The sequence below is a fragment of the Mycobacteriales bacterium genome (genome assembly GCA_035995165.1).
Lineage (GTDB): Bacteria > Actinomycetota > Actinomycetes > Mycobacteriales > CADCTP01 > CADCTP01.
In genome coordinates this window covers 12,026-38,753 of the sequence record DASYKU010000038.1, presented here as the reverse complement: position 1 = coordinate 38,753, position 26,728 = coordinate 12,026, and the positions used below count along the sequence as shown (strand labels likewise).

Genomic DNA, 26,728 nt, shown 5'->3' with positions numbered 1-26,728 from the left:
CGCTTCGCCAGAGCGCAAGGCGGAGGCGAAGACACACCTAGACACTGCAACGCGACCTAGGTCCGGAGGTAGGAGGCGCCGTTGAGGTCGAGGATGGCGCCGGAGGCCCACTCCGCCTCGGCCGAGGCCAGGTAGAGCACCGCCGCCGCGACCTCGTCCGGCCGCGCCACCCGGTCGAACGGCGACTGCGCCCGGAGCTCCGGCCCGCGCGGCGACTTCAGCCACTCGTTGCCCATGTCCGTCTCCACGAACCCGGGCGCGACCGTCGAGACCGCGATCCCGTCTCCGGCCAGCGCGAGTGCCAGCGACTGCCCGAGCGCGTTCAGCCCCGCCTTCGAGGCCCCGTACGCCGGCTGCTCCGGCTCGCCCCGGAACGCGCCCCGGGAGGACACGTTCACGATCCGGGCGCCGGCGGAGCGGCGCAGGAACGGCAGCGCGCAGAACGTGACGTTGGCCGTTCCGAGCAGGTTGACGCCGACGGTCCGGGTCCAGGCCTGCTGCCACTGCTCGTACGTCACCTCGCCCGGCGGGTGCGGCACGATCGAGGCCGCGTTGTTCACCAGCACGTCCAGCCCGCCCAGGCCGGTGGCCGCGTCGCCGACGAACGCGGACACCGCCGCGGGGTCGGCCAGGTCGCCGGCCACGACCACGTGCCCGTCCCCGGCCAGCATCCCGACCGTCTCCACGGCCAGCCCGGCCGAGTCCCGGTGGTGCACCGCCACCCGGTCCCCGGCGGCCGCGAACGCGATCGCCACCGCCCGGCCCACGCCCCGCGAGGCACCCGTCACCAGCACCGCTCGTCCCGTCACCGGCTGACCGTACCCGGCGTGTCCGGCACGATCCGGCCCCTCATCGGAGGGAGGATTTCCGGCATGACGTCCGCGCTGCAGCTCGAGCTGGGAGAACCGGACCGGCTCGCGGAGCTGGGCCTGGACGTGGAGACGCTGCACCGCGCGGTCCGGGCCGGGATCGCCGCCCGCGCCACCCGGACCGACCTCGCGCCGCGCAACGCCCAGGGGACCGACCTGGTCTCGCACACGGTCGAGGAGTTCCGGCTGCTGACCGACGAGCGGGGCTGGAGCGCGGACTGGGCCGGCGGCCAGGAGCGCACGGTCTCCCCGGACGGCCGGACCGCGGTGATCGTCTCCACCGGGGCGGGAGCGGTCGGCGACCCCCGCGGCGAGGTCCGGACGGCTCACCCCAAGGGCCCGCTGATGCGGGAGGCGGTGACCGAGAACCTCGGCTTCGTGCAGGAGGAGTTCCCGCTCGGCCTGCGCCCGGAGCCCGGCCCGGCCAGCCGCCGGCTGTGCTGGGTGCTGCTGGTCAAGGTCGAGCCCGGCCGCGCCGACCTGGAGCTGTCGGTGCCCAACGGCATGCGCGAGGGTGTCGTCGACTCCTGGGCCGAGCGGATCCCGCTGCCGCCGTTGCTGCTGGCGCCGGAGGCCGACCCGGACGACCCACCCGGCGACCTGGACGTGCCGGTCGAGTTCAAGGGCTGAGCCGGTGCTGACCCCGTCCCGGCTGCGGCTGGCACGGCACCGGCGGGCGCTCACGCTGACCGCGCTGGCCCGCAGGTCGGGCGTGCCGCTGCGGACCCTGTCCGCGTACGAGAACGCGCACCACTCGCCGCCGCCCGCGACCGTCGCCCGGCTGGCCGCGGCGCTCGACGTCGACGCGGCCTTCCTGGCCGGCGACGACGTCGACCTCCTCGACCCGGACGTGGTGAGCTTCCGCAAGCTCAGCCGGACCACGGCCGGCCGCCGGGACGCCGCGCTCGCGGCCGGCCGGATCGCGATCGAGATCGCCGACTGGGTCGAGCGCCGGTTCACGCTGCCGGCGCCGGACCTGCCCACGCTGGAGAAGCACGAGCCGGAGACCGCGGCGGAGATCGTCCGGCGGCGCTGGGGGCTGGGGGAGCGGCCGCTGCCCAGCGCCGTGCACCTGCTGGAGGCGCACGGAGTCCGCGTCTTCTCCCTCGCCGACGACTGCCGGGAGGTCGACGCGTTCTCGCTCATCCGGGACGACCGGCCGTTCGTTTTCCTCAATACCGACCGGTCCGCGGAACGGCAGCGCTTCGACGCCGCGCACGAGCTCGGCCACCTGCTGCTGCACTCTGGCGCGGCCCGGGTGCACGGCCGGGACCGGGAGGCGGAGGCGAACCGGTTCGCGGCCGCGTTCCTGATGCCGCGGCGGGCCGTGCTCGCGCAGGGGCTGCGGGAGGCGACGGTCGAGGCGATCCTGGTGGCCAAGCGGCCCTGGGTCGTCTCGGCGATGGCGCTGACCCACCGCCTGCACGAGCTGCACCTGCTCTCGGACTGGAACTACCGCACCACCTGCGTGGCGCTGGCCCGCGACGGCTACCGCACGGCCGAGCCCGGCGGGGCGGCGCCGGAGGTGTCCCAGGTGCTGACCAAGGTGCTGGCCGGGCTGCGCGACCGCGGCGGGGTCGGCGAGCTGACCGCGCACCTCGGCCTGTCCGCGGACGAGCTGAGCCGGCACCTGTTCGGACTGGTGCCGGCCGTGCTGACCGGCGGCGCGGAGACCTCTCCGCGCCGCGCGGTCCTGCACGTCGTTCCCTAGCTGTACGAGTGCTCCGGCCCCGGGTAGCCGCCGGTGCGGACGTCCTCGGCGAACTCGGCGACCGCGCCCTGCAGCACCCCGCGCAGGTCGGCGTACTTCTTCACGAACCGCGGCAGTGGGCCCTCCCGCAGGCCGGCCATGTCCTGCCAGACCAGCACCTGGGCGTCGCAGTCCGGACCGGCGCCGATGCCGACGGTCGGGATCGTGAGCTCGCCGGTGACCCGCTTCGCGGTGTCGGCCGGCACCATCTCCAGCACCACCGCGAACGCCCCGGCCGCCTGCAGCGCGACCGCGTCGTGGAAGACCTCGTCCCCCGCGGCCCCGCGGCCCTGCACCCGGTAGCCGCCGAGCGCGTGCTCCTTCTGCGGGGTGAAGCCGATGTGCGCCATCACCGGGACGCCGGCGCCGACGATCGCGGCCACGTGCCTGGCCACCGCGGCGCCGCCCTCCAGCTTCACCGCGTGCGCGCCGGTCTCCTTCATGAACCGGACCGCCGTGTCGACCGCCTTCTCCGGGCTCGACTCGTACGAGCCGAAGGGCAGGTCGGCGACGATCAGCGCCCGCGTGGTGGCCCGGACGACCGCCTTGGCCAGCGGGATCAGCTCGTCGACGCTGACCCGCAGCGTCGACTCGTAGCCGTAGACGTTGTTGGCCGCGGAATCGCCCACCAGCAGCACCGGGACGCCGGCCCGGTCGAAGATCTCCGCCGCGTACTGCTCGTACGCGGTGAGCATGGGCCACTTCTCGCCGCGACGCTTGGCGTCGGCCAGGTGGTGGGTGCGGACCCGCTTGCCGGCCGGGCCGCCGTACAGGGTTGGTTCCGTCATCGTGCCCATCCCTCCTCGAGGCCTGCTCCGTCGCAGGTCCCCGGGCTCTGCAGAAAGCGTGACACGGCTGGCCTACCCTCGCCGCGTGGTGTCCGTCACGGTCGAGCGGCTGGAGACGCCGCGCGGGGAGCTGGTGCTGCGGCGCGACGGCGAGCATCACGAGATCGTCAGCAACGGGATGTTCCTGATGGACACGCGGGACGGGCGGTCGGAGCGGGAGCTGGTCCGGGCCGCCGTCCGCGGGCCGGGCGCGCGGATCCTCATCGGTGGGCTCGGCGTCGGCTTCTCGCTGGCCGAGGCGCTCACGCTCGACCCGGCTGCGGTCACCGTGGTCGAGATCGAGCCGGCCGTGGTGCGCTGGAACCGCGAGCACCTCGGCACCGCCGCGGCCCTGGACGACCCGCGGGTCACCCTCGTCGTGGCCGACCTGGCGGACGCGCTGCACGCGCCCGGGACGTACGATGCGATCTGCCTGGACGTGGACAACGGTCCGGAGTGGACGGTCACAGTGGACAACGCGGCCCTCTATGACGAACCCGGACTGTCCGCAGTGGACCGCCGGCTCGCGCCGGGCGGCACGCTCGCGGTCTGGAGCGCGAACCGGGCCCTCGCGTTCGAGGCCCGCCTCCACGCCCGGTACGCGTCGGTCGCCCTGATCGAGATCCCGGTCGCCCGCGGCGAACCCGACGTCGTCTGGACCGCCTGCACGCCCCGCATCTGACCCGAGCCGGGCTTGGACGCGCCGGCATCCGCCCCGCACGCGCCGGCACCCGCCCGGACGCGCCGGCATCCGCCCCGCCCGGACGCGCCGGCATCCGCCCCGCCCGGACGCGCCGGCACCGCCCGGATGCAACCGGCGGCGGGACGGGCGCGGGGGACTAAGAGACGCCCTCGGGTGGGTCGGCGGGGCCGGCGGACGGCGGGGGAGCGTGCTCGCCGACGGTCTCCGGCGGCGCCGTCTCGGCCCAGCGGGAGCTGATCGGCAGCCGCCGGTCCCGCCCGAACGCCTTGAGGGAGATCTTCGGACCCGGCGGGTACTGCCGCCGCTTGTACTCGGCCCGGTCCACCAGCCGGATCACCTGCTCGACCAGCGTCGGGTCGTGCCCGGCCGCGACCAGGTCGGCCCAGCCGAGGTCCCGGTCGACGTAGTCGGCCAGCACCGCGTCCAGCACCGGGTAGTCCGGCAGCGAGTCGGTGTCCAGCTGCCCCGGCCGCAGCTCGGCCGACGGCGGCTTGCTGATCGAGTTCTCCGGGATCGGCGGGGTCTCGTCCCGCTTCGACGCCGCCTCGTTGCGCCACCGGGCGAGCTTCCAGACCAGCGTCTTGGGTACGTCCTTGATCGGCGCGTACCCGCCGACGCTGTCGCCGTAGAGGGTGGAGTAGCCGACCGCGAGCTCGGTCTTGTTGCCGGTGGCCAGCACCAGGTGACCGTCCTGGTTGGACAGTCCCATGAGGAGGGTGCCGCGGACGCGCGCCTGCAGGTTCTCCTCGGCCAGCCCGGTCAGCGTCACCGCGGACAGGTACGCCTCCACCATCGGCGCGATCGCCACCTGCCGGTAGCCGCAGCCGATCCGCTGGGCCAGGTCGGCCGCGTCGTCCTTGGAGTGCTCGGACGAGTACGACGACGGCATCGACACGGCGAAGACGTTCGACGCCCCGATCGCGTCGGCGGCGATGACCGCGGTGACGGCCGAGTCGATGCCGCCGGACAGCCCGAGCGTGACCGTGCGGAAGCCGTTCTTGCGGACGTAGTCGCGGGTGCCGGTGACCAGTGCCTCCCAGACCTCCTCCTCGTCGACCAGCCGCTCGGCCGACGCGATCCCCGGGATCGCGGGCCGGACCGGCGCGGGCTCCTCGGAGACCCGGTGCCGCTCCACGGTCATGCCGAGCACCGGCCCGGTCACCGTGCCCCGCTCACCCGGCACCTGGACGTCCCGGACGAACAGCAGCTCCCGGTACTGCGGGGCCCGGGCCAGCAGGCTCCCGTCCGCGCCGACGATCATCGAGTCGCCGTCGTAGACCAACTCGTCCTGCGCCCCGACCATGTTCACGTACGCGATGGCGCTGCCGGCCTCGGCCGCGCGCCGGGCCGCGAGCGGCAGCCGCGCGTCGTCCTTGTTCCGCTCGTACGGGGAGCCGTTGATGCAGCTGATCAGGCCGACCTCGGCCCGCGCGGCGACCGCGAACGGGCCGCCGTCCTGCCAGAGGTCCTCGCAGATCGTCAGCGCGACGTCGACCCCGTGCAGCCGGACCACGACGAACCGGTCGCCGGGCACGAAGTAGCGCGCCTCGTCGAAGACGCCGTAGTTGGGCAGGTGGTGCTTGAAGTACGTCGCCTGGACCGTGCCGTCGTACAGCAGCGCGCAGGCGTTGCGGGGGCCGCCGTCGGAGTCGACGTAGCCGACGATGACCGCGAGCCCGCCCAGCCCCTCGTCCTTCAGCCGGACGGCCAGCTCGTCGCGGGCCCGGACGCTGGCGGCCCGGAACGACTCCCGCAGCACCAGGTCCTCGGGCGGGTAGCCGGTCAGCGCCAGCTCCGGGAACAGCACCAGGTCGACCCCGGACCCGGCCGCCTGGCGGGACCAGGTCAGCACCGTCTCCGCGTTGCCGGCCAGGTCGCCGACGGTCGTGTCCACCTGAGCCAGGCCGATCCGCAACTGCGCCATACCCCCATTCTCCCCCGAGGGCGGACGGGGCAGGGCGTGGCCCGGGACTCAGGCCGAGGCGCGAGCGCCGGCGACCGCGTTGTCGGTCGAGCCGAACCGCACGTGCCGGGCCTCGCTGCCGATCGCGCTGAGCACGATCACCGCCAGGAGGACCGGGATGATCGTCACGGTCAGCGCGAACGGGTACCCGTGGGCGTCGGCCAGCCGCTCCTGGATCGGCAGGTTGAACGCGGCCAGGCAGTTGCCGAGCTGGTACGTCACGCCCGGGTAGAAGCCGCGGATCTCGTCCGGCGACAGCTCGGTCAGGTGGGCCGGGATCACGCCCCAGGCGCCCTGCACCATCATCTGCATCAGGAACGAGCCCAGGCACAGCCAGCCGACCGTGGACGAGTACGCGAACAGCGGCACGATCGGCAGCCCCAGCACCGCGGCCAGGATGATCGTCTTGCGCCGGCCGAAGCCCTGCGAGAAGCCGCCGGCGATGGTGCCGCCGACCAGCGCGCCGATGTTGTAGACCACCGCGATCCAGGTCGCGGTCGTCGCGGACAGCCCGATGCCCTCCTTGAGGAACGTCGGGTAGACGTCCTGGGTGCCATGGCTCATCCAGTTGAACGCCGTCATCAGCAGCACCAGGTAGACGAACCGGCGCACCACCGTCGGGTTCCGGAGGACCTCGCCGATGCTGGTCCGGGTCGAGCGCTCCCGCTTGTGCGTCTGCTCCCAGACCTCGGACTCCTGGACCCGGGACCGGATGAACAGGCTCACCAGCGCGGGCACGATCGAGAACGCGAACAGCCAGCGCCAGTCCAGCCCGAGCGCGGAGTGCAGAAGCAGGTAGAGCAGCGCGGCCGCGAGGTAGCCGATCGCGTACCCCTGCTGGAGGACGCCGGAGAAGAAGCCGCGCCGCTCGGCCGGCACCTTCTCCATCGCCAGCGCCGCGCCGAGGCCCCACTCGCCGCCCATGCCGATCCCGTAGAGCAGCCGCAGCACCAGCAGCACCGTGTAGTTCGGCGCGAAGGCGCAGGCGAAGCCCACGATCGAGTAGAACGCGACGTCGACCATCAGCGGCCGGCGCCGGCCGGCCCGGTCCGCCCACAGCCCGAAGATCAACGCGCCGACCGGGCGCATGATCAGCGTGACCGTGGTCAGGAACGCCATCCGGGTCAGCGAGACGCCGAAGTCCTTGGCGATGTCGGCGTAGACGAGGATGACGATGAAGTAGTCGAACGCGTCCATGGACCAGCCGAGCAGAGCGGCGAAGAACGCGTTGCGTTGCTCACCGGTCAGGGGCTGGCGGGCGGCGGCGGTGCTGCTGGCCATGTCGGACCTCCCGACTATCGGCTACCCAGCCCAATTCGGCCGTGCACCCAAAATGTTCTTTGCCTTTCGGTTTAGGCGGTGTCCGAGATGCCGGTTCGTACGCCGTGACGAACGTCGGTACGCCGGGGTCGCAGCCGCCTCCGCCGTACGGCTCCGGGCCGGTCCAGGGACGCCGGCGTCGTCTCGTCCGCCCCCGATCATCGGCGGCCTCATCGGGTTCGTCCGCGGTCTCGTGGCCTACACGAAGGCCTGACGCCGTACCGTCAGCGATATGGGACGGCGTGGGCTGCGGTGGCTCGGGGCGGTGGTCGTGGTCGCGGCGCTCGCCGGGTGCGCGGCGGCCCGGCCGGCGGCCCCGGCGCCGGCCCCGCCCGCTCCCGCGCCGGCGACGACCACCCACGGGCACAGCGCCCCCACGACGCCGGCGGCGCCGCTGCGGGCGGGGGAGCGGTTCAGCGCGCTCACGGTCGCCCGGCCGTACGCGCCGAAGCCGCCGAGCGGAGGGACCGACGAGTACCACTGCTTCCTGGTCGACCCGGGCCTGCGCGCGCCGACGTACCTGACCGGCAGCACGTTCCTGCCGACCAACACGGCGATCGTGCACCACGCGATCTTCTACCGGGTGGACGCGGCCGAGGTCCCCACCGCGCGGACCCTGGACGCGAAGACCGCGGCCGACGGCTGGACCTGCTTCGGCGGTACCGGCATCGGCGGCGACGATCCCGGCCGGCAGCTGGGCGGCGAGGACTGGGTCGCGGCCTGGGCCCCGGGCGGCCTCGGCGAGGACCAGACCCCGGCCGGCACCGGCTACCTGCTGCAGCCGGGCGACCAGCTGGTCATGCAGGTGCACTACAACCTGCTCAACCAGCCCGCCGGGCAGAGCGACCGGCCCGGCATCCGGCTGCGGCTCACGGCGGGCTCGGCCGATCTCACCCCGCTGCACACGACGCTGCTGCCGGCGCCGGTGGAGCTGCCCTGCCCGTCCGGCTCGCAGAGCGGGCTCTGCGACCGGACGCTGGCGCTGCTGGACGAGATGCGCCGGTTCGGGCCCGAGGCCGGCGGGACCGTCGCCGGGCTGACCCTGATCTGCGGCGGGCGGCCGAGGCCCGGCGCCACCCAGAGCTGCGACCACCAGGTGTCGACGCCCGGCCACATCTACGCGCTGGCCGGGCACATGCACCTGCTCGGCACCCGGATCACCGTGCAGCTCAACCCCGGCCGTCCCGGCGGCCGCACGCTGCTGGACGTGAATCCGTGGAACTTCCACGACCAGCGCAGCGTGGCGCTGCCGAAGCCGGTCGCGGTGGCCGCCGGCGACACGCTGCGGGTCACCTGCACCCACGACGCGAGCCTGCGGCCGCAGGTCCTGCCCGGGGTGGCGCCGCGCTACGTGCTCTGGGGCGACGGCACCACCGACGAGATGTGCCTCGGCATCGTCATCCGCGACTGACTCCGCAACCCCGCGACCCACCGCCGCGCATCCGGCCCCGGCCCGGCCCGGATGCGACTGGGGCCCGGATGCGACTGCGGACCCGGACCGGCCCGGCCCGGCCCGGCCTGGCCTGGACCAGCGGACCGGCCCCGGGCGTGACCCGGCCCGGACTGCACGAGGCGGTCCGGGCCGGGTGACCGAGCTGGGAGACCGGGGCTACGTGACCGGGACGCCGGCGATCTGGACGGGGCCGGCAGTCGGGTCGAGCTCGGTGGCCTGCGAGACCCCGGCCGGGGTCAGCACGTCCGTCGCCTTCGGCACCGTGTTCGGGTCGAGCCGACAGATCGGGCTGGTCCCGCCGGCCGCGCACACCCCGAACTGGAAGTCCTGCGGCGTCGGCTGGAACCCGCGGGCCCGGTCGGCGGAGAACCCGTCCTGCCCGTGCAGCACGACGCTGAACTGCCAGCCCGGCCCGGGCGTCCCGAGCGCGGCCAGCGGCACCACCGCGGTGATGAACCCGGAGGCCTGGCTGGCCTGGACCGAGACCGTGCCGAGCGAGGTCCCGGCCGCGTCCACGAACACGGGGTCGGCGAAGCCCTCGATCTCGATCCGCCGCGACCAGGCCGACGCGGGCGCGATCGTGTAGTTGCGGGACGCGAACGCGGCCGCGGTCGACGTGGCCCCGTCCGGCGTGTGCACGTACACGTCCAGGAGCTGGGCGCCGACCGGGGAGCCGAACGTCGGCGAGAGGTCCCGGACCTTGGCCCGCAGCAGCACGTTGTCGCCGTCCACGATCACCTGGAACCGCTGCAGGTCGAACGCGCCGGCGTGGAAGTCCGCCGCGGTCGGGTACGCGTACGTCCCCGGGCCGTTGTCGTCCCCGTCCGGGTCGGTCACGTCGAGCACGGTGGTGCCGGTGACGAACTCGGAGATGACCGTGCGACGGGCGTACCCGGTCGCGCCGGAGCCGGTGGTCGCGGCCACGGTCAGCACCGAGGTCCCGAACGGCGAGGGCACGGTGGCCGAGAACGCGCCGGTGTTGGACGCCCGCACGGTGGTCACGGTGGTGGCGCCGCCGGTGTCGGTCGGGGTCGAGGCGATGTCCACGGTCGCGCCGCGGGCGGTCGTCCCGGTCACGGTCACCGTGGCCGTCTGCACGGTCGTGCCGTCCGCGGGCGCGGTCAGCGTGACCGGGATCGAGGCCGGCGGGCCGTGCTTGACGTACCGGTCGGAGACGATCGAGGGCTGCTCCAGCGGCCGCCCGGCGCCGAGGCCGAGGATCAGCCGGGCCTGCTGGGCCTGGGCCCAGGTCAGCGGCGAGGACGAGCCGGCCGGCTTGCCGTTGACGAAGCCGATCGACGCGATGGCCGGGTCGGTGCCGAACGGCGAGGCGGCCAGGTCGGCGTTCTCCCAGGCCTGCTCGGGCATCAGGCCGACACCGGAGGTGGAGTCGTTCATCCCGACCAGCAGGGCCGCGGCGCCGGTGCGGTCACCGGTCTGCAGCTGCTGCTCGGCCCGTTCGCCGGACAGCACCGGCCAGTAGTGCCCGGAACCGGAGTTGCCGGTCGGCCAGGGCTTGCCGTCGGGCGCGCACTCGGTCGGGTCGCCCACGAAGCAGTCGCCGTACCCGTCCTCGGTGCCCGGGGTCGAGGTGCCGTACCGGTAGAAGCCGGTGCCGCTGTCGGTCCGGGTCCGGATCGTCTGGTCCACGATCGGCAGCGAGGCCAGCACGTCGGGGTCGTTCGCGGGCAGCTCGCCGAGCCGGGTCAGCTCCTGGAAGCCGGCGTCGACGATCGCGCGCTGGTCCGCGCTCGGGCCGCCGTTGCCGAGGTTGTACTCCAGGGCCTCGTTCGGGTCGCCGTTCTTGGACAGCCGGATGAAGTACCGACCCGACCCGTACGGACCGGTGGTGGTCACCGTCCAGCCCTTGATCGAGCGCTGGAAGAAGTCCGCGGTGGCCCGGTAGACGCGGGCGGAGGCCCGGTCGTTGTTCTGGTCGGCGATCCGGCCGGCCGCGACCAGGCCGGCGATCTCCGCGGCGATCGTGGACGGCGAGAAGCCGCCCTGCTCCTCCCACCGCTCCGAGCCGAACGACGGCCCGTGCGCGACGACGAAGTCGGCCGCCTTCTTGATGTGGTCGCGGTAGAGCGCGCGGTCGTTGCCGAGCCCGGACTGCCAGGCCATCAGGATCGGGTACGACGTCTCGTCCAGCTGGTCGCCGCCGGTGTCGGGCGCCTTCGCGCCGTTGAGCAGCGAGTTGCGCGGCATCCGGCCGTCGGCCAGTTGCTGCCGCTCGAACAGGAACCGGGTCGCGGCCTGGGCGGTCGCGGTGTCGCCGGCCACGAGCAGGCCGGTGAAGCCCTCGTACAGGTCGCGGGCGAAGACCTCCCGGTACGAGCCGAAGTACGTCGGCTTGCCGTCGGGCAGGTCACCGGCGCTGACGGCCTGGCCCCAGGGGCTGCCGAGGCCGGCCGCGATCGCGCCCGGGAACGTCTTGTCCTCGCTGGCCTTCACCACGTTGACCGAGAGGTAGTACTGCTGGGCCAGCTTCAGGCTCTGCGCGAGCGACAGCCCCGGCAGCCGCGCCGGCGGGCGCTGCAGGCGGGCGTCGTAGGCGATCCAGCCGGCCGCGTACCGGGCCAGGGTGGCGAGGAAGGGGGCGCGGGCGCTGGCCCCGGCGGTGCCGATCGCGGCGGCCGCGGTCTGGCCGTAGCCGAGCGCCAGGGTGAAGCTGCCGTCGCCGCCGCGGGCGACCTCGGCGGTCTGCACGACGTTGCCCTGCAGTGCGGTGGTCGGGCCGGACAGCGCGTGGTCCGCGTCGAGCTGGGCCAGGCCGTCGCTGGCCGTCCCGGCGTAGCCGCTGGACGCCGACCGGAACGGCCGGTCGCCGCGCAGCGCGCCGAACAGCGGCACGCCGTAGTCGCGGTTCACCGCGTTGGTGACCGTGTTCGGGTCCGAGCTGACCAGCGCGGTCGTGGCCGGGTCGACGGTCGCGTCGTCGGCGCCGCCGTTGGCCGGCCCGCCGCCGCCGTTGCCGTTCACGGTCGCGTCGTAGCGGACGAAGACCTTGAGGCCGGCCGGGCCTCGCAGCCGGGTGTGCATCACGACCGCGTTCCGGGCCGGGTCGGTGACGTAGTCGGTGACCAGCGTGTAGCCGCCGCGCTTGGGCGTGCTGGTGACCCGGCAGGACATCCCGCTCGGGTCCAGCGCCTTGGCCGTGTACGTCATGTCCCGCGTCTGCAGGTCCGTGAACGTCGACCCGTCGGTCACCGCGTACTGCAGCGTCTCGACGTTCGTGTTGTCCACGGTCGGCGCGTAGACGTCGGACAGCACGCCGTTCGCGACCGTGTACCAGACCTTCGACGTGGTGTTGCGGGCCGTGCCGACGCAGTCCTTGCGGGCCAGGTCGAAGTGCGACAGGGCCCCGGGCGCGCCGGCCGCGGGATCCGGTGGCGCCGCCTGGGCGGGGACGGCGGCGACCGCCGGCACCGCGAGCAGACCGGCGACGAGCGTTACGACGGTGCGCATCCGGGTCACCGGCGCATCACAGCACCGTGAGACCCCGGACACAACCCGTGCGCGTCCGTACCGGTCGATCCGGGGCGGCGGCACGACCGGAAGGTCGCCTCCGCCTCCGACCGGATCAGAGGTCGCGACGTCGCCGCCGCCCGCCGATCCGCTTACGCCCGGGCGGCGCGACCGGCGGGTCAGCGCAGACCGTCCATGTCGCCCAGCCAGAGGATGCGGAGGACCTCGACGCGCTGTTGGTCCTCGAGGACCAACCACACCGCCAGAATCCGTCCGTCGGCGAGCGCGATCGTTCTCAGATCACTGCCGGGACGACCGTAGAGGCGCCCGGCGTACGGCTGGATCGCCAGCAGGTCGACGAGCTCGGCGAGGCTCTTGAGCGCGTCCGGAGCCAGGCCGGCGAGCGTCGTGCGCGCCTCGTCGAGCAGGTTGACCTCGTACACCGATGAGCGGCGTCACAGGCCGAGTTCGGCGCGGACCTGGGCCCACGATGTGCTGGCGACCGGGAGGCCGGCGCGGAGTCGGTCGGCGGCCGCGAGCATGCGCTGGTGCGCGGGCCGGTCGGAGGCCAGGGCAGCGTGCTCCCACCACTGCTCGAGGACGTCCTGCACGGGTGTGAGGTCGAACTCCGCGGCGGCGCGGTCGAGAGCCGCTCGGTAGTCGCGCTCGAACTCGGCCCGATCCTCGCCGAACAGCGCGGCCCGGACGCCGGCGGGCGTCCGGGCCGGGAGGCTCGGATCCGCGCGATGGGAATCGGCGGCCACAGCCCTAGCGTAGGTCACGATCCCAGCGTAACGGCGCACCGGCGCCGTACCGCGGAGCTGACGAGGACCGGGGCACCGTGTTCAGAAGCCGCGTGTTCAGGAGCCGCGTTCGGAAGCCGCGCCGGTCAGGCGTTGTCGGTGACCCAGAGGGAGAGCAGGCCGCGGAAGTGGGACACGAAGCGGTCTTGTTCGTGGCCGGGGTAGGTGGTCTTGACGGTGTCGACGAGCAGGGCGTCGAAGTCGGGGGAGGTGACCCAGTCCCGGACGATCTCGTCCAGCGAGGCCAGCGAGGTCGCGCAGAACTCTTCGTACCGGTCCTTTTCGAAGTACTCGTCGGCCAGCGTCGCGTACGCCGCCAGCCTGTCGCCGTAGGACAGGTCCGAGTCGGCGATGTCGAAGTACCCCCGGGTGTCGGTGTCCAGCCGCGGTTTCCGCTGCGTCACCGCGCAGAACGCCGACCACTTCAGCAGCGCCGAGATCGCCCACGGGAAGTAGTAGTGCAGCGAGGTGATCGCGATGTCCGGGCAGGCGTTGGCGTAGTCGATCGGGTGCACCTCGTCGCCGACCACGAGCGACTCGCAGGAGTTGAACTCCCACCGGAAGAACGCGTTGATCAGCTTCGAGATGGCCAGCACCTCGAGCCCGGCGTCGGGCGAGAGGAAGTCGTGCGACACCGCGTACCGGTCGTGCATGGGCAGCTCGGGGCGGAACTTCATGACCATCGTCTCGGCCCCGATGGTCAGCGAGCGCGCGAACGAGTCGTACCCCTCGACCGAGGCCTGCAGGTGCATCAGCCGGTGCCCGGACTCGTCGTACGCCTTGTTCAGCGACGCGGCGTCGGTGATCCGGGAGACCCCGACCCAGGCCCCGCCGTCGAACGGCTTCATGAACATCGGGTAGCCGACCTGGTCCGCGATCGCGTCCAGGTCGAAGGACCGGTTGTACTTCGAGGACGTGTACGCCCAGCGCGCGTTGTCCAGCGGCTCCTTCGGCGGCACCAGCCAGGTGTCGGGCACCTTGAGCCCGAGCCGCAGCATCGCGCAGTAGGCCGCGTGCTTCTCCATCGACTGGAACGTGAACGGGCTGTTCAGCAGGTACACGTCGTCCATCAGCGAGATCTTCTTCAGCCACTCCCGCGGGTGGTAGTACCAGTACGCCAGGCGGTCGATGACCAGGTCGTAGCGCGGGCTGGAGCGCAGGTCGAACGGCTCGATCGTGATCCGCTCGGTGCGCAGCGTGTGCGGGGTGCCGTCCGGGTGCCGGACCGCGCCGAGCCGGCGGACCAACTCCTCGAACGCGCGCGGCCAGTCCTCCTCGGTGCCGAGCAGCAGGCCGATGAGGTGCTCGGTGCGGTCACCACGGGTCACGGGGCCTCCTACAGCTAGCAGAACCGGGGCAGGTGGTGGGCCAGCTGGCGTTGCCAGGACGGCCAGTCGTGCGGGACGTCGTGTCCCCATTCGTCGAGCTCGCAGCGGATGCCCTTCTCCTGCAGGAGCCCGGCCATCCGCCGGCTGGAGGGCAGCGCACCGGTGCTGTCCTCCCACATGCCCTGCCCGACCACCAGCAGCACCGACAGCCGCGTCCGCAGCCAGTCCAGGTGCTGGCCGTGCATGCCGGGGACGAAGTGGGTCGGGTTGGCGAAGTACGCCGCCTCGCCCTGCTCGCCCCAGCCGTGCCAGGCCGACGGGTCGTAGTTGCCGGACAGGCTGATCGAGAGCGGGAACAGGTCGGCGCGGCGCAGCGCGAACGTCAGCGCGTGGTACGCCCCCATCGAGGCACCGATCGTGGCGACCTCCTGCCGGCCCCCGCAGTCGTCCCAGACGAACGGCAGCACCGAGTGGATGACCCACTGCTCGTACTCGGAGTGCCGGCGGGCCCGGTCCTCGACCGAGAGCGAGTGGTTGGACCAGGACACCGCGTCGTGCGAGGTGATGCAGTAGAGCTTGCAGCGGCCGGCGTCCAGCAGCGGGCGGACCGCCTCGACCATGCCGTTGTTCTCGAAGTCCCAGGCCCGTCCCTGCTCGGACGGGAACACCAGGAACGGGCGCCCGTAGTGGCCGTACGCGACCACGGTGCCGGACCCGCCGAGCGCCGGCGCGGGGATGTCGACATGCTCGCGGCGGGTCATGCCCTGCAACTTACCGGGGAGCGGGCCCCGACCCCGGGGCGGCCGATCAAGATCAGCCGCCGCGGGGATCAGGGGCCCCAGACCTCGGCCAGCAACCCCGTGAGGTGCGGGTCGAATGCGTCGCGCCAGGCGACATAGTTGTGTACGTCGGGCAGCTCGACGAGCCCGACCTGGTAGCCCTGCTCGTGCAGCGTCTGGGCCATGTCGCGGTTGTTCGACAGGTTCTCCTCCAGCTCGCCGCAGGTCAGCGTCGCCGGCACCGGCTGCGCGGCCAGTACGCCGCGGGCGGTGTCGGCCACGAACCGGGTGATCCGGCCGTAGCGGGCGAAGCTCCGCTCCTGCGGGTCGAGCCGGCGCGCGAAGAACGAGCCCGACTGCAGGAACAGGCCGCCGAACAGGTCCGGGTGCCGGCGCTGGGCGTGCAGCGCGGCCAGCCCGCCCAGGCTGGCGCCCATCCCGACCACCGGCCCGGTCACCGCGACCCGGCGCCGGATGGCCGGCATGACGGCCAGCGCGAGGGCCCGGGCGTAGCTGACGCTGGCGCTGTACCACTCGTCCCGCTCGCCCGGGGCCAGCAGCGCGATCCGGTGCCGCGGCAGCCGGCCGGCCGCGATCATGGCCGCGCCGTACGCGGTCAGGGCGGACAGCTGGTCGTACTCGGGGCCGTCGTGGGCGACCAGCAGCGGCAGCTGCTCCGTCGGGCCGGCGTCGGCCGGGGCCCAGAGCCGGACCTCGACCTCGGCGTGCAGGTAGCGCGAGGGCACCCGCAGCGAGGTCTGCTCGCCCGGCTCGACCGAGGCCCGCAGCCAGGCCGGCCGCCGGTAGTCGGCGAACTCCAGCACCGACTTGTCCCCGAACGCGCCCGGCGCCCGCAGCGGGTTGGCCGGGTCGCAGACCTCCTCCGAGCCGCCGTCCGGATGCCGAAGCTCCAGCCGGTACTCCAGCCGCCAGACCGAGGGCCGGGGCAGCGTGAGCCGCCAGCCGGCGGCGGTGCGGGTGAAGTCGAGCTGGTCGCCGGGAATCCGGACCTGCTGTGCCAACCGAACACCGGACAGGCGGTGGTCGGGGTCGGCGTACCGGAATGTGACGTCGTCGGCGGTCGCAACCGGGCCGCTCGGAGCGGTACGGGGCCGGGATGTCACCGGGCCACTCTAGGATTCGACGGGAGCAAGTGATGAACCGCGACACCGCAGGACTCGTATCGCGATTGTCACCGGAAATTTGGGTGCGCTGAGCAACAATTGGGGACTGCTGCACGTCAAGATCCAGCGGAGGACCGCTGGGGTGGCGTGGCGGCCGGGGAGTTCGGAGGCAAGGGCATGGTTCGGGGTTCAGCGCGGGGGAGCGTACGGGGCCGCAGCGCGGTCGGGACGGCGACGGCGGCAGTGCTGCTCGCGCTGGTCGCGGGCTGCACCGGCGGTGCGGGCACGACGACCACGGCCGCCCAGGGGACCGCGGGGGGTGGCGGCGCCGCCGCGCCGACCGCGGCCGCGACGACGCCGGCGGCCGAGCCGGCCCGGTTGATCATCTCGCCGCGCAACGGCACCTCGGCCCAGTCCGTGGCCAGGCCGGTCACGGTCAAGGCGGTCGGCGGCACGGTCAGCGCGGTCACCCTGCGCAACGCCGACGGCGAGGCGATCAAGGGCACGTTCAACGCGACCAAGACCGCCTGGACCTCGGCCGACGCGCTCGGCTACGACAAGACCTACTCGGTGTCCGCGGTCGGGGCCAACGCCGACGGCAGGACGGTCAAGGGCGCCAGCTCGTTCTCGACCGTGGCGCCGCGGACGCTGACGATGCCCTACCTGTTCCCCGGCAACGACGGCGGCCCCAAGACGGTCGGCGTCGGCCAGCCGGTCCAGGTCCGCTTCGACGAGCCGGTCACCGACAAGGCCGCCGCCGAGAAGGCGCTGACGGTCACCACCTCGCCGCACGTCGCCGGGGCCTGGCACTGGTTCTCCGACCAGGTCGTGCACTGGCGGCCCAAGACGTACTGGGCGCCCGGCACCAAGGTCTCGGTCAAGGCCTCCGTCTACGGCCTCAACGTCGGCGACGACGTGTACGGCCAGCAGGACGTCGCCTCCGCGTTCACCATCGGCGACTCCAAGATCTTCACCATCGACGACAAGGCCCACGTGGGCACCGTGCGCATCAACGGCAAGGTCGCCAAGACCGGCGTCAAGGTGAGCATGGGCCGCGGCGGCTCGACCACGATCGACGGGCAGACGATCTTCTTCACCACGCAGAGCGGGCCGCACATCGTGGCCGAGAAGTACCCGGTGAAGCGGATGACCTCCGCGTCGTACGGGCTGCCCAAGGACACCCCGCTCGGCTACGACGAGCTCATCTCCAAGGCGATCCGGATCACCCCGGACGGCGAGTTCCTGCACTCGGCGCCGTGGTCGGTCTGGGCCCAGGGCAAGCAGAACACGTCCCACGGCTGCGTGAACCTGTCCCCGGAGAACGCGGCCTGGTTCTACAGCCGCTTCTCCTACGGGGACGTGGTGGACATCAAGAACACCGGCAAGGACCTGCCGTTCGCCGCGGGTTACAACGAGTGGGGCGTGTCCTGGGCGACCTGGACCAAGGGCAGCGCGCTGTAGTCGGTCGGGGGCGCGGTCTGCGGGCCGCGCCCCGCCCTGGCGGACACGGAACTCAGTGGCGTAGGTAACGTCGGTGAAATGACGCCGCCGGAGACTGCGCGACAGCGGGCCCGGACCGGGAGGGGAGCGACGGTGGACAGGCAGCAGGAGTTCGTTCTCCGCACGCTGGAGGAGCGGGAGATCCGCTTCGTGCGGCTCTGGTTCACCGACGTGCTCGGGTTCCTCAAGTCCGTCGCGGTCGCGCCGGCCGAGCTCGAGGGCGCGTTCGCCGAGGGCATCGGATTCGACGGCTCGGCGATCGAGGGCTTCGCCCGGGCGTCGGAGAGCGACATGATCGCCAAGCCCGACCCGGCCACCTTCCAGGTGCTGCCGTGGAAGAACGGCGCCGGCGACTCGGCCCGGATGTTCTGCGACATCCTCATGCCCGACGGCTCGCCGTCCTGGGCCGACCCGCGGTTCGTGCTGCGCCGCGCGCTGGCCAAGGCCAAGGACATGGGCTTCACCTTCTACACCCATCCCGAGATCGAGTTCTTCCTGCTCAAGGGCCTGCCCGAGGCCGGGCGGGAGCCGAGCCCGGTGGACACCGGCGGCTACTTCGACCTCACCAGCCACGACGTCGCGCACGACTTCCGCCGGATGGCCGTGGACGCGCTGGAGGCGCTCGGCATCTCGGTCGAGTTCAGCCACCACGAGGTCGCGCCGGGCCAGCAGGAGATCGACCTGCGCTACGCGGACGCGCTGACCACCGCCGACAACGTGATGACGTTCCGGCACGTGGTCAAGGAGGTCGCGATGGCCGAGGGGGTGTACGCGACCTTCATGCCCAAGCCGTTCACCCACCAGCCGGGCTCCGGCATGCACACCCACCTGTCCCTCTTCGAGGGCGACCGCAACGCCTTCCACGACCCCTCCGACGAGCTGAACCTGTCCAAGACGGCCCGCTCGTTCATCGCCGGCCTGCTGCGGCACGCGCGGGAGACGACCGCGGTCACCAACCAGTGGGTCAACTCGTACAAGCGGCTGTTCGGGGAGACGACGCCGAACGCGGTGGCCGAGGCCCCGGCGTACGTGTGCTGGGGGCACGCGAACCGGTCCGCGATGGTGCGGGTGCCGATGTACAAGCCGGGCAAGGCCAACTCGACCCGGGTCGAGGTGCGCGCGCCGGATCCGTCCTGCAACCCGTACCTGGCCTTCGCGCTGATGCTGAGCGCGGGGCTGCGCGGCATCGAGCACGAGTACGAGCTGCCGCCGGGGGCCGAGGACGACGTCTCGCTGCTGACCGAGGACGAGCGGCGGGCGCTGGGCTACACCGACCTGCCGCACAACCTGTCCGAGGCGCTGCGGGCGATGGAGACCTCGGAGCTGGTCGCGGAGACGCTCGGCGAGGGCGTGTTCGACTACTTCCTGCGCAACAAGCGCAGCGAGTGGGCCGAGTACCGGGCCAAGGTCACGCCGTTCGAGCTGGCCCGGTACCTGCCCGCGCTCTAGTTCGGGCCGCGCTCAGTTCAGGTGGCGGATGTCGTCCCAGCTGTCCGCCCACGCCCTCGGCGGCGCCCCGCAGACCCAGACCGGCACGCCCTGCTCCTGGGTGTCCAGCCCGAGCCCGTTGTCCAGGGTCGCCTGCTGCTGGCAGGAGCCGAACAGCCGGCCGCGGGTGGTGTCGTCGGCGTACCCGACCAGCACGACGGGGTTGGCCTCGCCCAGCGGGATCGCCCACTCCGCGAACCCGTTGTGCCCGCTGTACGCCTTCGGCAGCCCGCGGCTCGGCCCGAACCGGTCGATCGCGCCGGCCTCGCCGTAGTTCTGCGTGAGCACCAGCCCGGTCGTCTGCTGCGAGCTGGTCAGCCCGTTCCAGACGCCGGCGATCTGGTCGACGTACCGCGGCCAGGCGACCTGTTCGCCCGCATCCGGGTTCACGGCGAGGACCGGCGGCAGCGCCCGGGCCGGCAGCACCGCGAGCCCGACCACCGCGCCGACCACCAGCGAGAGCCCGAGCGCGACCTCCAGCAGCCGGATCCGGCCGGGCAGGTCGCGCAGCCAGCCGTCGACCGCGATCGAACCGGCCGCGAGCAGCGCCGGATACATGCCGGCCAGGTAGTACGCCTTGCCGCCGGCCAGCAGGTAGACCACGGCCAGCAGCACGTACGCGATGCCGAGGAACCGGAACGGGCGGCCCGGCCCGGCCCGGAGCAGCCGGACCAGCCCGGCCACCCAGACCGGCACCAGCACCGGGCTGACCAGCAGCAGCTGGAACGGGATGAAGCCGATCCGGCCGCCCTGCGCGTCGCCGCCGGAGATCGAGCCGGCCATGTCGAACTCGGGCCAGCCGTTGAGCCCCTGCCAGACCAGGTTCGGCGCCAGGAACACCGCGGCGACCACCGCGGCGATCACCAGCCAGCCGCTGCGCAGCCAGCGCCGCGGCCCGGCCACCGCGACCCCGGCCAGCAGCGCCAGCGCGAGCACGCCGATCAGCGACTTGTTCAGCAGCCCGAGGCCGAGCACCACCCCGGCCGGCAGCAGCAGCCAGTTCTCCCCGGTCCGGACCGAGCGGGCCAGCAGCCAGCACAGCGCGGCCGAGAACAGGATGTCGTACGTCGTGGTGCTGACGAAGTGGCCGGTGACCAGGGTCGTCCCGGACACCGCCACGCTCGCCGCGGCGATGAGCTGGGCCCGGGTCCGGCCGCCCATCTCGCGGGCCGTCATCCCGGCCAGCAGCGCGGTCGCCCCGGCCGCCAGCGCGCTGGGCAGCCGCAGCACCACGATCGAGCCGGGCCCGATCAGGTCCATCAGCCGGGTCAGCACCGGCGTCAGCGGCGGCTGGTCCGGGTAGCCCCAGTCCGGGTGCTGGCCGGCGACGAGGAAGTAGAGCTCGTCGCGGTGGTAGCCGTAGCGCCAGCTGGTCGCCACCAGCAGCACCGCGACCGCGCCGGCGATGGCGAGCAGCGGCCGGCGCGCGAGCCTGACCGGAGCCGGCGCCGCCGCCGCATCCGTACTGGGAACCGCCACCCGGGCACCGTACCCACTCCCGATGACTCTTCCGCCGCACCGGGGCGGCGTTCTGGTCACGTTCGGTCGTCGCTCCCGGGACGCCCTGCGCCGAACGGGTGATCCTGGTCGAGGCGGCTTTGCGACGGCTGGTTTTGCTGCCCCAAGGAGGGATGCGCCGAAGCGGCCCGTCAGGGCAGGATGACCACCGCCGGGCGGTGCGACCTCTTTGCGCCGACCGGCGTAGCCGGATCCCCGCCATCCCGTCCGGAGGTCAGCGTGCGAGTGCCCAGACCGTCCGTGTTCCGCACCGTGGCCCTGCTCGGCATCGCCGCGGCCACTACCGTCGCGCTGGTGAGCCCAGCCGACGCCGCGCCGGCGAAGCCCGCCAGCGCCAACAGCGGACCCGGCGCCATCCGCCCGGTGCTCAACGGCATCGACCTGGAGTCCGCCACCATCCCCGACCTCCAGAAGGCCATGGACCACGGCCGGCTGTCCGCCGTCCAGCTGACGCGGTTCTACCTGGCCCGCATCCGGGCGCTGGACCCGAAGGTCAACGCGGTCCTCGCGGTGAACCCGGACGCGCTGAAGATCGCGGCCGCCAGCGACAAGCAGCGCCGCCAGCACGGCTCCCGCTCCGCCCTGGAGGGCATCCCGATCCTGCTCAAGGACAACGTCGGGACGCACGACAAGCAGCCGACCACGGCCGGCTCGTTCGCGCTGCTGACCAAGGTCGCCCCGGCCGACGCCTTCCTCACCGCCCAGCTGCGCAAGGCCGGCGCGGTCGTCATCGGCAAGGCCAACCTCTCGGAGTGGGCCAACTTCCGGTCCACCAACTCGAGCAGCGGCTGGTCCGGGGTCGGCGGCCAGACCAACAACCCGTACGTGCTGGATCGCAATCCCTGCGGCTCCTCCTCCGGCTCCGGCGCGGGTGTCGCGGCCAACCTGGCCGTGGTCGCGATCGGCACCGAGACCGACGGCTCGATCGTCTGCCCGTCCGGCCAGAACGGGGACGTCGGCATCAAGCCGACCCTCGGCCTGGTCAGCCGGTCCGGCGTGGTGCCGCTCTCGGCCCAGCAGGACACGGCCGGCCCGATCGCCCGGCACGTCGTGGACGCCGCGCTGACCCTCGAGGTGCTGCGCGGGGTCGACCCGACCGACCCGGCGACCAGGGACTCCAAGCCGTTCCTGAACGTCGACCTGCTCAAGGGGCTGAGCAAGAACGGCCTCCAGGGCAAGCGGATCGGCCTCTGGATCGACGGCACCGGCGCCGACGCCAGCCCGGAGACGCTGGCCGTGCTCAACCAGGCCAAGGCCGCGATCCAGCGGCTCGGCGGCACCGTCGTCACGGTCACGCTGCCGTTCCAGGACGAGGCCGGTGCGCTGGAGACCCCGGCGCTGGAGCTGGAGTTCAAGCACGACATCAACGCGTACCTGAAGGCCCGGCCGGGCAACCACCCCAAGACGCTGGCCGGCCTGATCGCGTTCAACAAGGCGCACGCGGCCGAGGAGCTGCAGTTCTTCGGGCAGGAGATCTTCATCGAGTCGCAGGCGACCAGCGGCGACGAGACCGACCCGGCGTACAAGGCGAACCGGGCCCGGCTGACCGGCCTGCAGCGGCAGGCGATCGACACGACGCTCGGCGGGCAGCACCTGGACGCGATCATCGCCGCGACCAACAGCCCGGCCTGGGTCACCACGCTCGGCCAGGGTGACGCGTTCTCGGTCGGCTCCTCGTCGCCGGCGGCGGTGTCGGGCTACCCGAGCATCACGGTGCCGGGCGGGTTCTCCGGTCCGCTGCCGGTCGGGGTCTCGTTCATCGGCCCGCGCTTCGGCGAGGCGAACCTGATCAAGCTGGCGTACGCGTTCGAGAAGGGCACCCAGGTCCGGCAGCCGCCGAAGTTCATCCCCACCATCGGCGGCTAGGTACTCGCATCCCGTCCGGCCGTCCCGGCCATCCCGGCCGTCCCGTCCGTCCCGTCCGCCGGGACGGCCGGGCGGGACGGCCGCGGTCCGGCGGGCCGGGCGGGTTCCTGGGGTGTGTCGCTCACGTGGCGGTGGACGCCACCGGCGCCGCCAGGCAGTGGAGAGACACGCCCTAGCCTGGAGCGCGTGCAACTGCCCACGCTCCTGGTGATCGAGCACAGCCCCACCGAGTCGGCCGCCCGGCTCGGTGACTGGCTGTCCGAGGCCGGACTGCTGCTGGACGTCCGGACCCCGTACGACGGGAGCGCGCTGCCGCGGATCCGCGGGTTCGCCGGCGTGCTGGTCCTCGGCGGCGACATGGGCGCGTACGACGACGAGCGGGCACCGTGGCTGCCGGCGCTCCGCGACCTGCTCCGGGACGCGGTCGCGGCGCAGGTCCCGGTGCTCGGCGTCTGCCTCGGCGGCCAGCTGCTGGCGGGCGCGCTCGGCGGCCGGGTCGAGCCCGGCGAGGAGGGCCCGGAGATCGGCCCGGGACTGGTGGCCAAGCGGGACGTCGCCGCCGACGACGCGCTGTTCGGACCGGTGCCGTTCACCCCGGACGTGCTGCAGTGGCACTACGACGAGATCGTCTCGCTGCCGGCCGGGGCGACGCTGCTGGCTTCCTCGGTGCGCTACCCGAACCAGGCCTTCCGGGTCGGCGTGAACGCCTGGGGGCTGCAGTTCCACATCGAGACCACGCCGGAGCTGGTGCGGTCCTGGGCCGAGTCCGACCGGGACCGGCTCACCGCGGCCGGCCGGGACGTCGACGCGCTGCTGGAGCGGTGGGACCTGGACACGCTGCACGCGGACCTCGCGGAGGTCTGGCAGCCGTTCGCGCGGCGGTTCGCCGACGTCGTCCGTACGCATCTGCAATCGACCTCACAGGCAGCACGGTCCTGAAGCAGGGTGCCCGGCGAACCGTGAGCGTGATTGGGTAAGGCAATGGAGACGGCCGACCGGCGCGGGCTGCGGCTGGCCCGGCTCGGCTTCGCCGACGGCGGGCGGGCCGGGCTGCTGCTCGGTCCGAAGCCGGACGGGCTGGACCTCTGGGCCGACCCCGGCGCGATCGACGACGGCGCCGCCGCGATCGTCTCCGCGCTGGGCCGGGCCGCCGACCCCGACCTCGCGCTGCTGGCGCTCTCCCGGTTCGCCGACCCCGAGCTGCTCGCGGCGCTGCGGGCGGACGCGGTGCTGCGGCGCCGGCTGGTCGCCGTGCTCGGGGCGAGCTCGGCGCTCGGCGACCACCTCGCGGCGTACCCGCAGGACTGGCAGCTGCTGACCGGCACCCCGCAGCTGCCCGACCTGCTCGCCGTGGTCGGGGCCGATCCGGCCGACCCGCCGACCGGGACCGCGGGCACGCCCGCCCGGGGCAACGGCGACGACGTGGTCACCGACCTGCGGGTGGCCTACCGGCGGCACCTGCTGGTGCTGGCCGCCCGGGACCTGGCCGGCGAGGTCGGCGTCGACGAGGTCGGCAGCACGCTGGCCGAGCTGGCCGACCGGACCCTGTCCGCCGGGCTGGCGGTCGCGCTGGCCGCGCTGCGCCCGGCCGCCGACCCCGTCCGGCTGTCGGTCATCGGGATGGGCAAGTGCGGCGGCCGGGAGCTCAACTACGTCTCCGACGTCGACGTGATCTTCGTGGCCGAGGGCGCCCTGGAGACCGCGACCACGCTCGCGACCGAGCTGATGCGGGTCTGCGGGCGGGTGGCCTGGCCGGTCGACGCGGCGCTGCGGCCCGAGGGGAAGATGGGCCCGCTGGTCCGGACGCTGGCCAGCCACGAGGCGTACTACACCCGGTGGGCCCGGACCTGGGAGTTCCAGGCGCTGCTCAAGGCCCGGCCGGTCGCGGGCGACCCGGAGCTCGGCCGGTCCTATGTGGACACCCTGGCGCCGCTGGTGTGGACGGCGGCCGAGCGCGAGCACTTCGTGCCGGACGTGCAGGCGATGCGGCGCCGGGTCGAGGACACGCTGCCGCCGGACCTGGCCGCGCGGGAGATCAAGCTCGGCCCGGGCGGGCTGCGCGACGTCGAGTTCGCGGTCCAGCTGCTGCAGTTGGTGCACGGCCGGGCCGACGACGCGCTGCACGTCGGCGGCACGGTCGCGGCGATCAAGGCGCTCGGCGACGGCGGGTACGTCGGGCGCGACGACGCCCTCACCCTGACCGCGTCCTACCACCTGCTGCGCGGGGTCGAGCACCGGCTGCAGCTGCAGCGGCTGCGCCGGACCCACCTGGTCCCGGACGACGACGACGGCCGGCGCTGGGTGGCCCGGGCGATGGGCTTCCGGCCCGACGTCCGCGGCGACGCGGTCGCGGTCTTCGACGCCGAGTGGGCCCTGCACGCCCGCGAGGTCCGCCGACTGCACGAGAAGCTGTTCTACCGGCCGCTGCTGCACGCGGTGGCCCGGGTGCCGAGCGACCAGCTCCGGCTGTCGCCCGAACAGGCGGCGCTGCGGCTGTCCGCGCTCGGCTTCGCCGACCCGGACGGCGCGCTGCGGCACCTGTCCGCGCTCACCGCCGGGGTGTCCCGGCGCGCGGTGATCCAGCGGACGCTGCTGCCGGTGGTACTGCACGAGCTCGCCGACGCGCCGGACCCCGATGCCGGGCTGCTGGCGTACCGGACCGTGTCGGAGTCGCTCGGCGACTCGCCCTGGTACCTGCGCTTCCTGCGGGACGAGGGTCAGGTCACCGAGCGGCTCGCGCACCTGCTCGGCACCAGCCGGTACGTGGCCGAGCTGCTGGCCCGGGCACCGGAGGCGCTGCGGATCCTCGGCGACGACGCCGAGCTCACCCCCCGCCCGGCCGCCGCGCTGCGGACCTCGTTCCGGTCCGCGGCCGCCCGGCACGAGGACGCGGCCGCCGCGGTCGGGGCGGCCCGGGAGCTGCGCCGGCAGGAGCTGCTGCGGATCGCCGCCGCCGACGTGCTCGGCCTCCTCGACGTGGCCGAGGTCGGGGAGGCGCTGACGGACGTGGTCGCGGCGACGGTGGAGGCGGCGCTGGGCGCGGCCCAGCGCGCGGTCGCGGTGTCGCGCGGGGTGCTGCCGACCCGGATCGCGGTGATCGCGATGGGCCGGGTCGGCGGGGCCGAGACCGGTTTCGGCTCGGACGCCGACGTGTTGTTCGTGCACGAGCCGATGCCGGGGGCGGCCGAGGAGGACGCCGGGGCCGCGGCCAACGCGGTCGTCACCGAGCTGCGCCGGCTGCTGGCGCTGCCGGCCGCGGACCCGCCGCTGCAGGTGGACGCCGACCTGCGGCCGGAGGGGCGCAACGGGCCGCTGGTCCGGACGCTGTCGTCGTACCGGGCCTACTACCGGCGGTGGTCCTCGCCCTGGGAGGCGCAGGCGCTGCTGCGGGCCTGCCCGCTGGCCGGGGACGCCGCGCTCGGGGAGGCGTTCATCCGGCTGGTCGACCCGCTGCGGTACCCGGACGACGGGCTGACCGCGGCCGCGACCACGGAGATCCGCCGGCTCAAGGCGCGGATGGACGCCGAGCGGCTGCCGCGCGGCGCCGACCCGGCCACCCACACCAAGCTCGGCCGCGGCGGGCTGGTCGACGTGGAGTGGACGGTGCAGCTGTTGCAGATGCGGCACGGGACGTCGGTACCGGGACTCCGGACGACCCGGACGCTGCCGGCGCTGGCCGCGGCGCGGGAGGCGTCGCTGCTGAGCCCGGACGACACCGCGGCGCTGGAGGCGGCGTGGCGGATCGCGACCCGGGCCCGCAACGCGGTCGTGCTGGTCCGGGGACGGGCCTCGGACCAGCTGCCGGGGCGGGGGAAGGACCTGGACGGGGTGATGCAGGTGGCGGGGTACCCGCCGGGTCGCGATCCCGGGCAGTTCCTGGACGACTACCGGCGGGCGACCCGCCGGGCGCGGGCCGTCGTCGAGCGCGTCTTCTACGACTGAGCCGGCTCCCCGGCGGTGGTCGGGTCG

Annotated in this window: 20 protein-coding genes; 9 read left to right on the top strand and 11 right to left on the bottom strand. The window is 73.6% G+C overall.

From position 1 onward, the window contains the following. Window positions 1-56: 56 nt before the first annotated feature. Window positions 57-809: an SDR family oxidoreductase gene (locus VGP36_06500; GenBank protein ID HEV7654373.1), complete on the bottom strand. Its 753-nt coding sequence runs from the start codon at window positions 807-809 to the stop codon at window positions 57-59. 63 nt (window positions 810-872) lie between these two features. Between VGP36_06500 and VGP36_06495 the strand changes: the two genes are divergently transcribed. Then, window positions 873-1,499, top strand: coding sequence for a hypothetical protein (locus VGP36_06495; protein HEV7654372.1), 627 nt, complete (start codon window positions 873-875; stop codon window positions 1,497-1,499). 4 nt (window positions 1,500-1,503) lie between these two features. Next, window positions 1,504-2,580, top strand: coding sequence for an ImmA/IrrE family metallo-endopeptidase (locus VGP36_06490; GenBank protein HEV7654371.1), 1,077 nt, complete (start codon window positions 1,504-1,506; stop codon window positions 2,578-2,580). On the opposite strand, the gene panB is transcribed toward VGP36_06490, so the two are convergent. Then, window positions 2,577-3,407: a 3-methyl-2-oxobutanoate hydroxymethyltransferase gene (gene panB / locus VGP36_06485; GenBank protein ID HEV7654370.1), complete on the bottom strand. Its 831-nt coding sequence runs from the start codon at window positions 3,405-3,407 to the stop codon at window positions 2,577-2,579. The two genes, VGP36_06490 and panB, sit on opposite strands and share 4 nt — an antisense overlap. An 85-nt stretch (window positions 3,408-3,492) precedes the next feature. Here panB and VGP36_06480 point away from each other — a divergent pair, with 85 nt between their 5' ends. Continuing rightward, on the top strand, window positions 3,493-4,128 hold the full coding sequence (locus tag VGP36_06480) for a hypothetical protein (protein ID HEV7654369.1): 636 nt from the start codon (window positions 3,493-3,495) through the stop codon (window positions 4,126-4,128). A gap of 157 nt (window positions 4,129-4,285) precedes the next feature. Here VGP36_06480 and VGP36_06475 read toward each other — a convergent pair whose 3' ends face one another. Further along, the gene (locus VGP36_06475) at window positions 4,286-6,073 is read right to left on the bottom strand and encodes an NAD+ synthase (protein HEV7654368.1); all 1,788 of its coding nucleotides are present in this window, start codon (window positions 6,071-6,073) and stop codon (window positions 4,286-4,288) included. Window positions 6,074-6,121: 48 nt separating this feature from the next. After that, window positions 6,122-7,393: an MFS transporter gene (locus VGP36_06470; GenBank protein HEV7654367.1), complete on the bottom strand. Its 1,272-nt coding sequence runs from the start codon at window positions 7,391-7,393 to the stop codon at window positions 6,122-6,124. Between the two features lie 271 nt (window positions 7,394-7,664). On the opposite strand from VGP36_06470, the gene VGP36_06465 reads away from it, so the two are divergent. After that, on the top strand, window positions 7,665-8,843 hold the full coding sequence (locus VGP36_06465) for a hypothetical protein (GenBank protein HEV7654366.1): 1,179 nt from the start codon (window positions 7,665-7,667) through the stop codon (window positions 8,841-8,843). A 198-nt stretch (window positions 8,844-9,041) separates the two neighbouring features. On the opposite strand, the gene VGP36_06460 is transcribed toward VGP36_06465, so the two are convergent. From VGP36_06460 to VGP36_06435, 6 genes are all read right to left on the bottom strand, one after another. Further along, window positions 9,042-12,353, bottom strand: coding sequence for a glucodextranase DOMON-like domain-containing protein (locus VGP36_06460; protein ID HEV7654365.1), 3,312 nt, complete (start codon window positions 12,351-12,353; stop codon window positions 9,042-9,044). 179 nt (window positions 12,354-12,532) lie between these two features. Beyond that, window positions 12,533-12,796: a hypothetical protein gene (locus VGP36_06455; protein HEV7654364.1), complete on the bottom strand. Its 264-nt coding sequence runs from the start codon at window positions 12,794-12,796 to the stop codon at window positions 12,533-12,535. A 12-nt stretch (window positions 12,797-12,808) separates the two neighbouring features. Further along, window positions 12,809-13,117 carry a DUF6247 family protein gene (locus VGP36_06450; protein ID HEV7654363.1) on the bottom strand — a complete coding sequence of 103 codons (309 nt, stop codon included), beginning with the start codon at window positions 13,115-13,117 and terminating at the stop codon, window positions 12,809-12,811. Between the two features lie 125 nt (window positions 13,118-13,242). Further along, window positions 13,243-14,484, bottom strand: coding sequence for a hypothetical protein (locus tag VGP36_06445; protein ID HEV7654362.1), 1,242 nt, complete (start codon window positions 14,482-14,484; stop codon window positions 13,243-13,245). 14 nt (window positions 14,485-14,498) lie between these two features. After that, the gene (locus tag VGP36_06440) at window positions 14,499-15,245 is read right to left on the bottom strand and encodes an alpha/beta hydrolase-fold protein (GenBank protein ID HEV7654361.1); all 747 of its coding nucleotides are present in this window, start codon (window positions 15,243-15,245) and stop codon (window positions 14,499-14,501) included. A gap of 68 nt (window positions 15,246-15,313) precedes the next feature. Next, complete coding sequence (locus VGP36_06435; GenBank protein HEV7654360.1) at window positions 15,314-16,285, bottom strand: alpha/beta hydrolase-fold protein; 972 nt, start codon at window positions 16,283-16,285, stop codon at window positions 15,314-15,316. A 345-nt stretch (window positions 16,286-16,630) separates the two neighbouring features. Between VGP36_06435 and VGP36_06430 the strand changes: the two genes are divergently transcribed. Together VGP36_06430 and glnA are read left to right on the top strand one after the other, a co-directional pair. Beyond that, entirely contained in the window at window positions 16,631-17,848 is a 1,218-nt protein-coding gene (locus VGP36_06430) for an Ig-like domain-containing protein (protein ID HEV7654359.1), read from the top strand. A 132-nt stretch (window positions 17,849-17,980) separates the two neighbouring features. Next, the gene (gene glnA / locus VGP36_06425) at window positions 17,981-19,336 is read left to right on the top strand and encodes a type I glutamate--ammonia ligase (GenBank protein ID HEV7654358.1); all 1,356 of its coding nucleotides are present in this window, start codon (window positions 17,981-17,983) and stop codon (window positions 19,334-19,336) included. Between the two features lie 12 nt (window positions 19,337-19,348). Here glnA and VGP36_06420 read toward each other — a convergent pair whose 3' ends face one another. Next, a complete protein-coding gene (locus VGP36_06420) occupies window positions 19,349-20,854 on the bottom strand; it encodes a glycosyltransferase family 39 protein (protein ID HEV7654357.1) in 1,506 nt (501 codons plus the stop codon). A gap of 258 nt (window positions 20,855-21,112) precedes the next feature. Between VGP36_06420 and VGP36_06415 the strand changes: the two genes are divergently transcribed. The 3 genes from VGP36_06415 (at window position 21,113) to VGP36_06405 (ending at window position 26,701) form a co-directional block, all read left to right on the top strand. Then, window positions 21,113-22,759, top strand: coding sequence for an amidase (locus VGP36_06415; protein ID HEV7654356.1), 1,647 nt, complete (start codon window positions 21,113-21,115; stop codon window positions 22,757-22,759). Between the two features lie 186 nt (window positions 22,760-22,945). Further along, a complete protein-coding gene (locus VGP36_06410) occupies window positions 22,946-23,698 on the top strand; it encodes a type 1 glutamine amidotransferase (GenBank protein ID HEV7654355.1) in 753 nt (250 codons plus the stop codon). 42 nt (window positions 23,699-23,740) lie between these two features. Beyond that, window positions 23,741-26,701 carry a bifunctional [glutamine synthetase] adenylyltransferase/[glutamine synthetase]-adenylyl-L-tyrosine phosphorylase gene (locus VGP36_06405; GenBank protein HEV7654354.1) on the top strand — a complete coding sequence of 987 codons (2,961 nt, stop codon included), beginning with the start codon at window positions 23,741-23,743 and terminating at the stop codon, window positions 26,699-26,701. Window positions 26,702-26,728: the final 27 nt, after the last annotated feature.